General features: G+C 59.5%; 14 protein-coding genes. 8 read left to right on the forward strand and 6 right to left on the reverse strand.

The window, feature by feature from the left end; translation table 11 throughout:
• Together BFL40_RS16070 and BFL40_RS16075 are read right to left on the reverse strand one after the other, a co-directional pair.
• Positions 1-531 carry a DUF5943 domain-containing protein gene (locus BFL40_RS16070; protein ID WP_016972865.1) on the reverse strand — a complete coding sequence of 177 codons (531 nt, stop codon included), beginning with the start codon at positions 529-531 and terminating at the stop codon, positions 1-3.
• A 162-nt stretch (positions 532-693) separates the two neighbouring features.
• A complete protein-coding gene (locus tag BFL40_RS16075) occupies positions 694-1,671 on the reverse strand; it encodes a dipeptidase (RefSeq protein ID WP_003176573.1) in 978 nt (325 codons plus the stop codon).
• Positions 1,672-1,889: 218 nt separating this feature from the next.
• On the opposite strand from BFL40_RS16075, the gene BFL40_RS16080 reads away from it, so the two are divergent.
• Entirely contained in the window at positions 1,890-2,291 is a 402-nt protein-coding gene (locus tag BFL40_RS16080) for a lysozyme inhibitor LprI family protein (RefSeq protein WP_071484919.1), read from the forward strand.
• A gap of 40 nt (positions 2,292-2,331) precedes the next feature.
• A complete protein-coding gene (locus BFL40_RS16085) occupies positions 2,332-2,748 on the forward strand; it encodes a DUF3010 family protein (protein ID WP_071484920.1) in 417 nt (138 codons plus the stop codon).
• A 62-nt stretch (positions 2,749-2,810) separates the two neighbouring features.
• On the opposite strand, the gene BFL40_RS16090 is transcribed toward BFL40_RS16085, so the two are convergent.
• Both BFL40_RS16090 and BFL40_RS16095 read right to left on the reverse strand, forming a co-directional pair.
• Complete coding sequence (locus BFL40_RS16090; RefSeq protein ID WP_071484921.1) at positions 2,811-3,989, reverse strand: AAA family ATPase; 1,179 nt, start codon at positions 3,987-3,989, stop codon at positions 2,811-2,813.
• A gap of 68 nt (positions 3,990-4,057) precedes the next feature.
• Positions 4,058-5,002 carry a GlxA family transcriptional regulator gene (locus tag BFL40_RS16095; protein ID WP_071485346.1) on the reverse strand — a complete coding sequence of 315 codons (945 nt, stop codon included), beginning with the start codon at positions 5,000-5,002 and terminating at the stop codon, positions 4,058-4,060.
• Between the two features lie 193 nt (positions 5,003-5,195).
• On the opposite strand from BFL40_RS16095, the gene BFL40_RS16100 reads away from it, so the two are divergent.
• The 6 genes from BFL40_RS16100 (at position 5,196) to BFL40_RS16125 (ending at position 10,444) form a co-directional block, all read left to right on the forward strand.
• Complete coding sequence (locus BFL40_RS16100; RefSeq protein WP_071484922.1) at positions 5,196-6,140, forward strand: choline ABC transporter substrate-binding protein; 945 nt, start codon at positions 5,196-5,198, stop codon at positions 6,138-6,140.
• A gap of 78 nt (positions 6,141-6,218) precedes the next feature.
• On the forward strand, positions 6,219-7,106 hold the full coding sequence (gene cdhC, locus BFL40_RS16105; protein WP_071484923.1) for a 3-dehydrocarnitine:acetyl-CoA trimethylamine transferase CdhC: 888 nt from the start codon (positions 6,219-6,221) through the stop codon (positions 7,104-7,106).
• Positions 7,107-7,250: 144 nt separating this feature from the next.
• Positions 7,251-8,216, forward strand: a complete 966-nt coding sequence (locus tag BFL40_RS16110) for an L-carnitine dehydrogenase (protein WP_071484924.1) — start codon at positions 7,251-7,253, stop codon at positions 8,214-8,216.
• A gap of 64 nt (positions 8,217-8,280) precedes the next feature.
• Positions 8,281-8,757 carry a thioesterase family protein gene (locus BFL40_RS16115; protein ID WP_071484925.1) on the forward strand — a complete coding sequence of 159 codons (477 nt, stop codon included), beginning with the start codon at positions 8,281-8,283 and terminating at the stop codon, positions 8,755-8,757.
• Positions 8,758-8,769: 12 nt separating this feature from the next.
• Positions 8,770-9,930, forward strand: coding sequence for a gamma-butyrobetaine dioxygenase (locus BFL40_RS16120; RefSeq protein ID WP_071484926.1), 1,161 nt, complete (start codon positions 8,770-8,772; stop codon positions 9,928-9,930).
• A 250-nt stretch (positions 9,931-10,180) separates the two neighbouring features.
• Positions 10,181-10,444: a hypothetical protein gene (locus tag BFL40_RS16125; RefSeq protein ID WP_071484927.1), complete on the forward strand. Its 264-nt coding sequence runs from the start codon at positions 10,181-10,183 to the stop codon at positions 10,442-10,444.
• Positions 10,445-10,485: 41 nt separating this feature from the next.
• Here the strand turns inward: BFL40_RS16125 and gbdR are convergent, their stop codons facing one another.
• Both gbdR and BFL40_RS16135 read right to left on the reverse strand, forming a co-directional pair.
• Entirely contained in the window at positions 10,486-11,589 is a 1,104-nt protein-coding gene (gbdR, locus tag BFL40_RS16130; RefSeq protein ID WP_071484928.1) for a choline metabolism transcriptional regulator GbdR, read from the reverse strand.
• A 552-nt stretch (positions 11,590-12,141) separates the two neighbouring features.
• Complete coding sequence (locus tag BFL40_RS16135; RefSeq protein WP_071484929.1) at positions 12,142-13,518, reverse strand: L-serine ammonia-lyase; 1,377 nt, start codon at positions 13,516-13,518, stop codon at positions 12,142-12,144.
• Between the last annotated feature and the right edge of the window lie 88 nt (positions 13,519-13,606).

The following is a 13,606-nucleotide window of genomic DNA, read 5'->3' on the forward strand; positions in this document are numbered from 1 at the left end:
TTACAACGGCTTGACGGTGAACAGGCCGTCATCGTGGCCCTCTTCGGAGCCTCCGTAGACTTGTTCGGCGACAGTGCGGATCTTGCTGCCACGCGCTTGCAGAATCTGGTCCATGGCACCGGCAAACCAGCCGGTGAACATGTAGTCGACTTTACGCCCGACCTTGCCGTACACGTAGACGAATGCCGAGTGTTCGAGCTTGACGCTGGCGGTGCCTTTGTCGAGGTCGATGTCCTGGATCTTGAACAGGCCCCAGCCGCGTTGCGACAGGCGCTTCATGTAGTGTTCGAACACCGCGACGCCTTCAAGGCCGTGGCATTCAGCTTCTTTTTCACACCAGTGCCAGGCGGACTTGTAGCCGGCCTTGTAGAGGATTTCGGCGTACGCATCAGCGCCCAGAACTTCTTCGATACCGATGTGGTTGTTGACGAAGAAATGGCGCGGCACGTACAGCATCGGCAGGGCGTCGGAAGTCCAGACACCGGTTTCGCTGTCGACTTCGATAGGCAATTGCGGGGCGATTTTGGCCATGGAAACTTAACTCCAGAAAATTCGTTGTGTTGTTCGTTCCGTAGCAGCTGTCGAGCTCCAGCGAGGCTGCGTCGGGCGCGCCACTGATCCAGAACCGATTCACGCCTGACGCAGCCTCGCTTAAGCTCGGCAACTGCTACGGGATCGTTGTTGAGAGGTGGCTTATTCGCCCCAGACGTCTTTCAAGACGTTGACCCAGTTCTCGCCCATGATCTTGCGCACCACGCGCTCACTGTGGCCGCGCTTGAGCAGGGTCTCGGTGAGGTTGGGGAACTCGCCCACGGTGCGGATGCCCAGCGGATTGATGATCTTGCCGAAGCTGGTCAGGCGGCGGGCGTAGCCCTTGTCATGGGTCAGCATTTCGAAGAAATCCTGGCCATGGCCCTGGGTGAAGTCGGTGCCGATGCCGATGGCGTCTTCGCCGACGATGTTCATGGTGTATTCGATGGCTTCGGCATAATCGTCGATGGTCGAATCGATGCCCTTGGCCAGGAACGGCGCAAACATGGTCACGCCGACAAAACCGCCGTGGTCGGCGATGAACTTGAGTTCTTCATCGGACTTGTTACGCGGGTGCTCTTTAAGCCCGGACGGCAGGCAGTGGGAGTAGCACACCGGCTTTTTCGATTCGAGGATGACTTCTTCAGAGGTTTTGGAACCGACGTGGGACAGGTCACACATGATGCCGACACGGTTCATCTCGCCGACGATCTCGCGACCGAAGCCCGACAGGCCACCATCACGCTCGTAGCAACCGGTGCCGACCAGGTTCTGGGTGTTGTAGCACATCTGCACCACACCCACGCCGAGCTGCTTGAAGATCTCGACGTAGCCCAATTGGTCTTCAAACGCATGGGCGTTCTGGAAGCCGAAGATGATGCCGGTCTTGCCCAGTTCTTTAGCGCGGCGGATATCGGCGGTGGTTTTCACCGGGATCACCAGGTCGCTGTTCTCACGGATCAGGGTCTGGCTGGCCACGATGTTATTGATAGTGGCCTGGAACCCTTCCCACACCGACACGGTGCAGTTGGCGGCGGTCAGGCCCCCTTTGCGCATGTCCTCGAACAGGTCACGGTTCCACTTGGCAATGATCAGCCCGTCGATAACGATGCTGTCGGCGTGCAATTCGGCTGGGCTCATCAGGCGTCCCCTTATTGGCGATTCATGCGCCGAATCGTCTGCCGGCGCTTTGGGGCCAGCATATGCCCAGGGGCAGACAGAGCCGGGTGCAAAAACGACAAGGGAATTGCCGAAAGCGTCAATCCGCGACAAAGGGCATCAAGACACGTCTGACTGGCGGCTGTTCTTTGTCTTACGCTTGAGCCAGAATTCCGCATCACCTGATATGAGACGGCGCAATGAAATCGATTTTCCTGGCTTTGGCACTCATCGCAACCGGCGTCCACGCGGCCGAAGACACCGACAACACGCCGTGCGATGGCATCGAAAACGACAAACAAACCCTGGAATGCGCCACCTACAACAAAACCACCGCCGAGCAATTGCTCAAAGATAACTATCAGGGCCTGCTGGAACGCATGGGTTCGACCTATGGCAGCAACAAGTCGCAACTGGCGGACATTACCGCTCGTCTGAAGGATGCCCAGCAGAAGTGGGAAAAATTGCGTGACGCCGATTGCGCGGTGGATACCTTCCCGGCGGTGACTGGCACCAAGCCCTATGCCATTGAGCAGAATGATTGCTTGGCGCGGATGAGTGATGAGCGGTCGGAGTTTTTGGAGTCGATTGGGCAGGAATAAGCGACAATCCCTACCCCTTTCATCTGAAACAAGGCCATTCATGACCATCTGCGGCATCGAAATCAAAGGCAGCGAAGCCATCATCGCCGTCGCCTCCCTGGACACCCAGGCGCTGACCCATGTCGCCCTGGCCACCAAGAAAATTGCCCTTGAAGACGACGATGAAGCCGCCAACGTCAAAGCTTTCGCCGCCCAGGTGAAGGCGTTCGTGCAGGCAAACGCCATTACCCGAATCGCGATCAAGAAGCGCAGCAAGAAAGGCGAATTCGCCGGCGGCCCGACCACGTTCAAGATTGAAGGGATATTTCAGCTGCTGGACGAAGTTGAGGTGACGCTGCTGTCGCCGCAGACGATTAATGCGCAGAGCAAGAAGCACAATTTTGAATTGCCGGGGACGCTGAACAAGTATCAGCATGAGGCGTACAAAGCGGCGTGTTCGGCGCTGGTAAAGAAATAAGCAGCACTGTAGTTCAATGTGGGAGCTGGCTTGCCTGCCCCCACAGTTGATCTGTGTTGTATTCAGTTGGGCGTACGGCGCTTGTGCTGCAGCCAATCGCCAAACGATTTGTCTTCCAGTGCATAACCACCCCGGCCGGACTTCCACACCAATTCCTTGTCTCGCAGCGCATCAATACAAGCCTGAATGGTCTGGGTTCCCGGTATCACGTCGCTGCCCATGTCTTCCAGCGCCTTACTGACCGCCGTAAGGGTACTGTCGGTAAACGGCGCGAAAGGCTCGTTGCCTTGCGAACGCTCCACAATCACTTCCAGCACGGCACGCTGGGGGATGGTCAGGGCGTTCCAGGCGCTTTCGAATTCAGTCCATACGCCCGCACGCAACAATTCAGCACGACTGTGCAGCAGTTGGCCCAGGTTACTGGCCTCGCCCAACTCCAACGCGACTTCGCCGATGATGGTCCGCAGCATCTCGGGGCGACGGCCCACCAGTTCGAATGCCTCGTCGATATCCGCCGCGCTGAACTGATTGTCTTTGGCCAAGTGCGCATTGAGATGCCCGGTATAGGCCTGGGTGAACTCTTTGCCCAGCAACGGAAACGGCGTGATGCTGGAGCCGAAAAACGGCTGGCTTTTGCCCAACACCAAATGGGCCAGCTTGTCTCGATTGGAGCCGGTGAACACGAGATGCAAGCCGCTGCCTTCCTCGTCACGGCCTTGGTTGAGCTGATCCCGGGCAGCCTTCAACGCAAACATCGCATTGATACCTGATTCGCTAGTTAATGCGTGCTGCGCTTCGTCAATCACCAGCACTACGGGTTTGTCCGCTGCGCTGTGGAGCAACTCCAAGGCTTGGGTCAACGTCGCACCGACGGGCAATTGTGGCTTGCTAAAGTCCCAGGACAGGGTACGCAGAAAACTCAGTTTCTCGATTCCAATGTTCTTGGCCAGTTTGCGAATGCCCTTTTCATAGGGAACCAGAGCAGCCGCAATAGCGCTGGCGATCAACTCCGCGGGATCTTTCTCTTTGTCGGCCCACAGATCGACATACACGGTCAGCCAACCCCGTAGTTGACACTCCGGGATCAGGTCTTCGCGCAAAAAGGTGCTTTTGCCGGTGCGCCGAGGCGCTGCGAGAAACAGGCCGGAGGTGAAATCCTGAATACCGGCCCCCACCAAACCGTCGGCAATACTGCTTGCCAGGGCGGGGCGACGGAACACAAAGCCGCTGTTCTTGGACATGGGTTTATACTCAATTATTGAAATCACTATAAATTATAGCTACGAGTATAATTAACTATAATTGGCTGTCAAACCACCTCCCGTCGCCGATCCTCCCTCGGACACTTCGCAAACCGTGCTCTATAGCTGCGGGTGAAATACGACGGTGATTCAAACCCGCACGCGATGCTCACCTCCAGCACGCTCAAATCACTCTGACGCAAGAGCTGACGGGCTTTTTCCAGGCGCAGGCCGAGGTAGAAGTTACTCGGCGTGTCGTTCAGGTGCAGACGAAACAGCCGCTCCAACTGACGCCGCGTGACCTTGATCGCTTCAGCCAGAGCCAGGGTGCTCAGCGGCGGTTCAGTGTGTTGCTCCATCTCACCGATCACCTGCACCAACTTCTTGTTGTTGATGCCGTAGCGCGTGGCGATTTGCATGCGCTGGTGGTCTTTGCGCGGGCGAATACGGCCGAGTACGAACTGTTCGGAAACCTGGATCGCCAAGTCCGCGCCGTGGGCCTGGGCGATCAGGTCGAGCATCAGGTCAATGGACGCGGTACCGCCGGCGCAGGTGATACGGCGGCGGTCGATCTCGAACAGTTCCTGGGTCACGCTGAGGTGCGGATACGATTCCTTGAAGGCGTCGATGGCTTCCCAATGTAGCGTGAGGCGGTGGCCGTCGAGCAGCCCTGCTTCGGCAAGCACGCAGGCGCCGGTGTCGATGGCGCCCAAGGTTACACCGTCGTGGTCAAGGCGGCGCAGCCAGTGTTCCAGGGCGGGCGTGGCGAACTTCAACGGTTCGAAGCCTGCGACCACCATCAGCGTCGCCCCTTTTTTCAGCGGCTCCAGCGCGGCGTCGGCGTTGACCGACATGCCATTGCTCGCCAACACCGCGCCGCCATCGGCGCTCAACACGTGCCAGCGGTACAACTCGCCACGAAAGCGGTTGGCCACCCGCAGCGGTTCAAGGGCGGAGATAAAGCCGATGGCCGAGAACCCCGGCATCAGCAAAAAGTAGAAATCCTGGGACATGGTGGCGCTCTCGTAGGACGGGCAGCGTGGCACTGTGATACGCCAGTTCAATCCGTCATTCAAGAGGACAGGTCGCTGCAGTGCAAGAGCTGGTCGCCGCCGTGCGTTTTGCCGCAACCCAAGCTGCGTAACTTGGCCTCACGGCGCACAAAGACGCCGGCCCCCACAATAACGACCTGCCGAGGGATCCACCATGAACCGACTGATCAGCCGCTGCGTGCTCACACTCAGCGCCAGCGCCATTTTGAGCACCAACGTCATGGCAGCGGATGCCGCATCTTGCCAAAACGTGCGCATGGGCGTGGTGAACTGGACCGACGTAATCGCCACCAGCGCCATGACCCAAGTGTTGCTCGACGGCCTCGGCTACAAGACCAAACAAACCAGCGCGTCCCAGCAAATCATCTTCGCCGGTATCCGCGACCAGCGCCTGGACTTGTTCCTCGGCTACTGGAACCCGCTGATGACCCAGACCATCACGCCGTTTGTCGATGCCAAGCAAGTCAAAGTCCTCGAAAAACCGAGCCTGGAAGACGCCCGCGCGACCCTCGCCGTGCCGACTTACCTGGCGGATAAGGGCCTGAAAACCTTCGCCGATATCGCCAAATTCGAGAAAGAGCTGGGCGGCAAGATCTACGGCATCGAACCGGGTTCGGGCGCCAACACCCAGATCAAGGCAATGATCACCAAGAACCAATTCGGCCTGGGCAAATTCCAGCTGGTGGAATCCAGCGAAGCCGGCATGCTCGCCGCCGTCGACCGCGCGGTACGCCGTAAGGAAGCCGTGGTGTTCTTCGGCTGGGCGCCGCACCCGATGAACGTCAACGTTGCGATGACCTACCTCACCGGCAGCGACGACGCCCTGGGCCCGAACGAAGGCATGGCCACCGTGTGGAGCGTCACCTCGCCGACCTACGCCGAGCAGTGCCCCAACATCCACAAGCTGCTGACCAACCTGACCTTCACCGCCGCCGACGAGAGCCGAATGATGCAGCCGTTGCTGGATCACAAGGACGCCATCGAGTCCGCCAAGCAGTGGCTCAAGGATCATCCCCAAGACCAGCAGCGCTGGCTGGAAGGCGTGACCACCTTCGACGGCAAACCCGCTGCAGCCAACCTGCAATTGACCAGCAAATAACCTGATTCGAATCACCGTTTCGCAGCCGCCCCTGGCTGCGAACGGCACCACTACGCCCGCCCGTAAGGAACCTGCCTCATGAACCACGACGTCATCATCACCTGCGCACTCACCGGTGCTGGCGACACGACCAGCCGAAGCCCACACGTGCCGGTCACTCCCAAGCAAATCGCCGCAGCGGCCGTGGAAGCCGCCAAGGCCGGCGCCACGGTTGTGCATTGCCACGTGCGTGACCCTGAAACCGGCAAATTCAGCCGCGACGTGGCCCTGTACCGCGAAGTGATGGAGCGCATTCGTGAGGCCGACGTCGACATCATCGTCAACCTCACCGCCGGCATGGGCGGTGACCTGGAGATCGGCGGCGGCGAGAACCCAATGGAGTTCGGCCCCAACACCGACCTGGTGGGCCCGTTGACCCGCCTGGCCCACGTGGAAGAGTTGTTGCCGGAAATTTGCACCCTGGACTGCGGCACCCTGAACTTCGGCGATGGCGACACCATTTACGTGTCCACCCCGGCGCAACTTCGTGCTGGCGCCAAACGTATTCAAGAACTGGGCGTAAAAGCCGAGCTGGAAATTTTCGACACCGGCCATCTGTGGTTCGCCAAGCAGATGATCAAGGAAGGCCTGCTCGACAACCCGCTGTTCCAACTGTGCCTGGGCATTCCGTGGGGCGCACCGGCCGACACCACCACCATGAAAGCCATGGTCGACAACCTGCCCGCCGACGCGGTGTGGGCCGGTTTCGGCATCGGTCGCATGCAAATGCCGATGGCAGCGCAAGCGGTGCTGCTGGGCGGCAACGTGCGGGTGGGTTTGGAAGACAACCTGTGGCTGGACAAAGGCGTGCTCGCCACCAATGGCCAACTGGTGGAGCGTGCCAGTGAAATCCTCAGCCGTCTGGGCGCGCGGGTCATGACCCCTGCCGAAGGCCGCGTGAAGATGGGCCTCACCAAACGCGGATAACTTTCTGGAACACCACTGAACCCTGTGGGAGCCGGACTTGCCCGCGATGGCGGTGTGTCAGCTGATACCTCTGGTGACTGATCCACCGCCATCGCAGGCAAGCCAGTTCCCACAGGTGATTACCGAACTCTTTAGGAATTTGCCATGAGCTTTATCACCGAAATCAAAACCTTCGCCGCCCTGGGCAGCGGTGTTATCGGCAGCGGTTGGGTGTCCCGCGCCCTGGCCCACGGCCTGGACGTAGTCGCCTGGGACCCGGCGCCTGGCGCCGAAGCTGCCTTGCGCAAACGCGTCGCCAATGCCTGGGGTGCCCTGGAGAAACAAGGCCTGGCGCCGGGTGCGTCCCAAGATCGCCTGCGCTTTGTCAGCACCATCGAGGAGTGCGTGAAGGACGCCGACTTCATCCAGGAAAGCGCCCCGGAACGCCTGGAACTGAAGCTGGAGTTGCACAGCAAAATCAGCGCGGCGGCCAAGCCCAATGCGTTGATTGGTTCAAGTACTTCGGGCCTGCTGCCGAGTGAGTTCTACGAGGGTTCGACCCACCCGGAACGTTGTGTGGTCGGCCACCCGTTCAACCCGGTTTACCTGCTGCCGCTGGTGGAAGTGGTGGGCGGCAAAAACACGGCGCCGGAAGCGATTCAAGCGGCGATCAAGGTGTATGAATCCCTTGGGATGCGCCCGCTACATGTGCGTAAGGAAGTGCCTGGTTTTATCGCCGACCGCTTGCTCGAAGCGCTGTGGCGCGAGGCGCTGCACCTGGTGAATGACGGTGTGGCGACGACTGGCGAGATCGATGATGCGATTCGATTTGGCGCGGGGTTGCGCTGGTCGTTCATGGGCACCTTCCTGACCTACACCTTGGCGGGCGGTGATGCCGGGATGCGGCATTTCATGGCGCAGTTTGGTCCGGCGCTGCAGTTGCCGTGGACGTACTTGCCGGCGCCGGAGCTGACGGACAAGTTGATCGATGACGTGGTGGACGGCACCAGCGATCAGTTAGGCAAGCACAGCATTTCGGCGCTGGAGCGCTATCGTGATGATTGCCTGCTGGCGGTGCTGGAGGCGGTGAAAACCACCAAGGCCAAGCACGGCATGAGCTTCGCTGAATAACCCTGTGGGAGCTGGCTTGCCAGCTCCCACATTTTTGACCGAGTACCGATCCGGAATTTATGTGATGCCTGTATTGACTACTTACACCACCACAATCCAGCCCGACTGGGTGGACTACAACGGCCACCTGCGCGATGCGTTCTACCTGCTGATCTTCAGCTACGCCACCGACGCGCTGATGGACACCCTGGGCCTCGATAGCGAAAACCGCGAAGCCAGCGGCCATTCGCTGTTCACCCTGGAGCTGCACCTGAACTATCTGCACGAAGTAAAACTGGGTGCTGAGGTCCAGGTGCACACCCAACTGATCGCCCACGATGCCAAGCGCCTGCACCTCTATCACAGCCTGCACCTGGCGGGCGATGAGAAGGAACTGGCAGGCAATGAACAAATGCTGCTGCACGTCGACCTTGCCGGCCCGCATTCGGCACCGTTTACCGAGGCCACGCAGGAAAAACTCATCGCCATCACTGCCGAGCAGGCAGACCTGCCCAGGCCCGCCCTCCTCGGCCGAGTGATTGGACTGCCACCCAAAAAATAACAAGGAGCCGCCATGCAAACCGCCGCCGCTGTAGCCGATTTTCGTACTTACCCGTTGATCAGCGCCCTCGCCGGCGTGCAGGTTTTGGAGGATCAGATTCGTGTGCGATGGGCCGATGGCCGGGTCAGCCCGTTTCATCATCAGTGGCTGCGGGATAACTGCCCCTGCCCGGAATGCGTGTACAACGTGACCCGCGAGCAGGTATTGGAGATCGTCGATGTGGACGAAAATCTAAGGGCTATCAGCGCGCGTATTGATCAGGGTTTTCTGAGTGTGGAATGGAGCGGCGGCCATCACAGCCAATACGACCCCGGCTGGTTGAGGGCTCACGCCTACGATGATGATTCCCGTGCCGAACGCAAGTCGGCAAAACCTAAATCCAAGCTTTGGGACAACCGTTTTGAGCTGCCGGTGTTTGACTACGCGGCGGTAATGGAAGACCCAAAAGCCCTGCTGAAATGGCTGCTGGCGTTGCGTGACTCCGGCCTCACACAAATCCGTGGCGTGCCCACCGAACCCGGCTCCCTGGCACTGATCGCCAAGCGCATTTCCTTTATCCGCGAGAGCAACTTTGGCGTGCTGTTCAACGTGCAATCCAAGGCCAATGCCGACAGCAATGCCTACACCGCATTCAACCTGCCGTTGCACAGTGATTTGCCGACACGGGAGCTGCAACCGGGGCTGCAATTCCTGCATTGCCTGGTGAACGACGCCGACGGTGGCGAGAGTATTTTTGTCGATGGGTTTGCCATCGCCAATGCGCTGCGCACAGAAGACCCGGAGGCGTTTCGCGCCCTGTGTGAAATCCCGGTGGAGTTTCGTAATAAAGACCGTCACAGCGACTATCGCCGCCTCGCACCGATCATTGCGCTGGATGCCTTGGGGGAAGTGGCGGAGATCCGCATGGCCAACTTTTTGCGCGGCCCGTTCGAGGCGCCGGTGGAGCAGATGCCGTTGCTGTATCGCGCTTACCGACGCTTTATCGCGATGACGCGGGAAGATCGTTTCCGCCTGGTCAAACGCCTGAATCCGGGCGAGCTGTGGTGCTTCGATAACCGCCGCACTTTGCATGCACGTAATGCTTTCGACCCCACTTCCGGCGCGCGACATTTCCAGGGCTGCTACATCGACCGTGATGAATTGTTGTCGCGGATTCTGGTGCTCCAGCGCTAAAAAAAAGCCCCGATCAAGCCGTGACAAGATCGGGGCAGAGTGCTTTGTGTGAGCGTTACATCCCGAGGGTGACCAAACCTTCAAGTTGCTTGCTTGGCATTCAGTGTGCCTATTACTTCTGTCGGTAAATGGCCCGAAAACGACCTGCTCATAGCCATCTGAGCCATTCGCTGATTCCGCCCTTGCCGATCGGCCGATGGCCTACCAGAATCGAAGTCAACCCCCCGCTCCCTACACCAGGATAAACGTCATGATGCACGCGGATTTGATTGACCAGGATGACCTGCTGGGCCAACTGCGCTCACTGGGTTTTGAGGTCTCCAGCGGTGCCACCGCCGAGCAAGCCTGCGAGTGCGCGGTACGCGGTTTGAGCCCCGCGCGGGCCAAGGCACTCAAGGGTATGGTCGAACAGATGTACACCGGCAGCGCGACCATTTTGCCGGCCGTGCGTCAGGCGATCGATAAACAGTTGTTGCCGGCTTTGGTGCAGTTCAGGCAGAGCTCTGGCGCCTGATACGCCCCGTGGCGAGCGGGCAAGCCCGCTCGCCACAAGGTCTAGAGCCTTACACTGGCGAACGTCGACTCATTACGCGCCTGACTCAACGCCGACAGCGGCCCGGACAACGGTGACAGCACCAGCGCTTGCGGAATCGGCATCATCGCCACTTGCTGCGCGGTGTTGGAGCCTACGCGCTCATCCCGTGGCGGAATGCCAAAGTATTCGCGGTAACACTTGGAGAAATGCGGCGTGGACACAAACCCGCACACCGACGCAACTTCGATGATCGACATCGGCGTTTGCTTGAGCAACTGCCGCGCACGGATCAGGCGCAACTTGAGGTAGTAACGCGATGGAGAGCAATGCAGGTACTTCTGGAACAACCGCTCCAACTGGCGACGCGACACGGCGACGTACACCGCCAGCTCGTCCAGGTCGATCGGTTCTTCCAGGTTGGCTTCCATCAGCGCGACGATTTCCTGCAGCTTCGGCTGGTTGGTACCGAGCATGTGCTTGAGCGGCACACGTTGGTGATCCTGTTCGTTGCGGATGCGCTCGTACACAAACATCTCGGAGATCGCCGCCGACAATTCACGGCCGTGGTCGCGGCTGATCAGGTGCAGCATCATGTCCAGTGGCGCAGTGCCGCCGGAGCTGGTGAAACGGTTACGGTCGAGGGTGAACAGGCGTGTGCTCATGACCACTCGCGGGAAAGCTTCCTGCATCGACGCCAGGCATTCCCAGTGCACGCTGCAATCAAACCCATCCAGCAGACCGGCGCAAGCCAAGGCCCAACTGCCAGTGCACACCGCGCCGAGGCGACGGGACTGGCGCGCCTGGCTTTGCAGCCACGACACGTGTTCACGGGTGACGGTGCGCTGGATACCCACGCCGCCGCACACAATCACAGTGTCCAGGGCCGGGGCTTTGTGCATGGAGGCATCGGGGGTGATTTGCAGACCGTCGCTGGCCCACACCTGGTTTCCGTCGACACTCAAGGTCGTCCAGCGGTACAGCTCACGGCCGGACAGCTGGTTGGCCATGCGCAACGGTTCCACGGCCGACGCCAGGGAAATCAGCGTGAAATTGTCCAGCAGCAAAAAGCCGATGGATTGAGGCGCACGGTTCTGGGGTTGGGCCCCGGAGTTGAACGACGTCATCGCGGTATCTCCTCACACAAAGCGGGTGATGGCCTCAGGCGAGGCTCTTGTTATTGCGCTCTTCATCCAGCGTGGAGAGAGGCTTTGAATTGATAGAGCAAATGCCATGCCTAAAGTTGAATGGCCGTCCAATAACTCCTGAAAACGACCTGATGACGCGTCTATATAAGCCCACGTGGGAAGTGCGGGATATGGCTTGAAAAGGATGCATGGACAGCCCTGCTCAAGGGGTGTGAGCAGATCGGTAGCACTTGTGGGAAGGCGCTTTGAGGCTATGGGAAAAGTCTGTCACCGCTCGCACGGGTGACGGGTGGTCAAACGGGAAATCGTTTGGGAGCTACTTATCTGTTTGCGACGCGCTAAAAGGTGGCGCGTTTGGATCCGGGTGTTCACTTTATGAGCAATTCTGATCGTTCCCACGCTCTGCGTGGGAATGCATTCCGTGACGCTCCGCGTCACCACTGCGCAGGACTCAAGCCCTACATCGCTACTTGGACGCGGAGCGTCCGGGGCGGCATTCCCACGCAGAGCGTGGGAACGATCATCACTGACTCAACACTCCACGGCACTCACCGCCAACCCGCCACGCGATGTTTCCTTGTACTTGTCATGCATATCCGCCCCGGTATCACGCATGGTGCGGATCACTCGGTCCAGGGAGATAAAGTGCTGGCCGTCACCCCGAAGCGCCATCTGCGCCGCGTTGATCGCCTTCACCGCCGCAATCGCATTACGTTCAATGCACGGCACTTGCACCAGCCCGCCCACGGGGTCGCAGGTCAGGCCGAGGTTGTGCTCCAGGCCGATTTCGGCGGCGTTGCACAGTTGCTCCGGCGTGGCGCCGAGGATCTCAGCCAGGCCGGCGGCAGCCATGGCACATGCGGAACCGACTTCGCCCTGGCAGCCGACTTCGGCGCCGGATATCGACGCGTTCTTTTTACACAGAATCCCCACCGCCGCCGCACCCAGCAGGTAATCGACCACGTTGGCTTCAGTCACCTCTTCACTGAACTTCATAAAGTAGTGCAATACCGCCGGGATAATCCCCGCCGCGCCATTGGTAGGCGCCGTGACCATACGACCACCGGCAGCGTTTTCTTCATTCACCGCGAGGGCGAACAGGTTCACCCACTCCATGGCGCTCAAGGTAGAGCCGATCACATTGGGCTTGTTCAATTCCTGCAAGCTGCGGTGCAACTTGGCGGCGCGGCGGCGCACGTTCAAACCGCCAGGCAGGATGCCTTCGTGCTTGAGGCCCTGCTCCACACACGCTTGCATCGCATGCCAGAGTTTCATCAGGCCGCTGCGAATTTCCTCTTCAGAGCGCCAGACCTTTTCATTGGCCAGCATCAATTCGGCCACGCGCAGGTTATGGGTCTTGCACAGCTGCAACAGCTCAACCGCGCTGGAAAAGTCGTAGGGCAACTCGGTGCGGTCCATATCGGCCACCCCGCTTTGCGCCTGGGCTTCATCCACCACAAAACCGCCGCCGACTGAATAGTAGGTGTCGCGGTGCAACTCGCCGTCATCGCCATACACCACCAACGTCATCGCGTTGGGGTGGAACGGCAGGTTTTCATCGAGCAGGCGCATGTCGCGCGCCCATATGAATGGCACTGGAAAGCGTCCGTCCAACAGCAAGGTGTCGGTTTCGCGCAGGGTATGAATACGGATACCGATTTGCGACGGGTCGATTGCGTCCGGCCACTCCCCCATCAACCCCATGATGGTGGCGGTGTCGCTGCCGTGGCCGATGCCGGTGGCGGACAACGAGCCATACAGCTGTACTTCGACGCGCCGCACGTGTTCCAACACATCACGCTCACGCAGTGCCTGGACGAACAACGCCGCGGCGCGCATGGGGCCGACGGTGTGAGAACTCGAAGGCCCAATGCCGATCTTGAACAGGTCGAAAACGCTGATAGCCATAGCCTTGAAACTCCGCAGGTGAACAGGCCAGGCACCAACAAGCTGCTACGCTCAGTTCGCCCAGATGGCGGCATCATCAAGCTTTTAC

Source organism: Pseudomonas costantinii (genome assembly GCF_001870435.1).
In the GTDB taxonomy this organism is placed as follows: domain Bacteria; phylum Pseudomonadota; class Gammaproteobacteria; order Pseudomonadales; family Pseudomonadaceae; genus Aquipseudomonas; species Aquipseudomonas costantinii.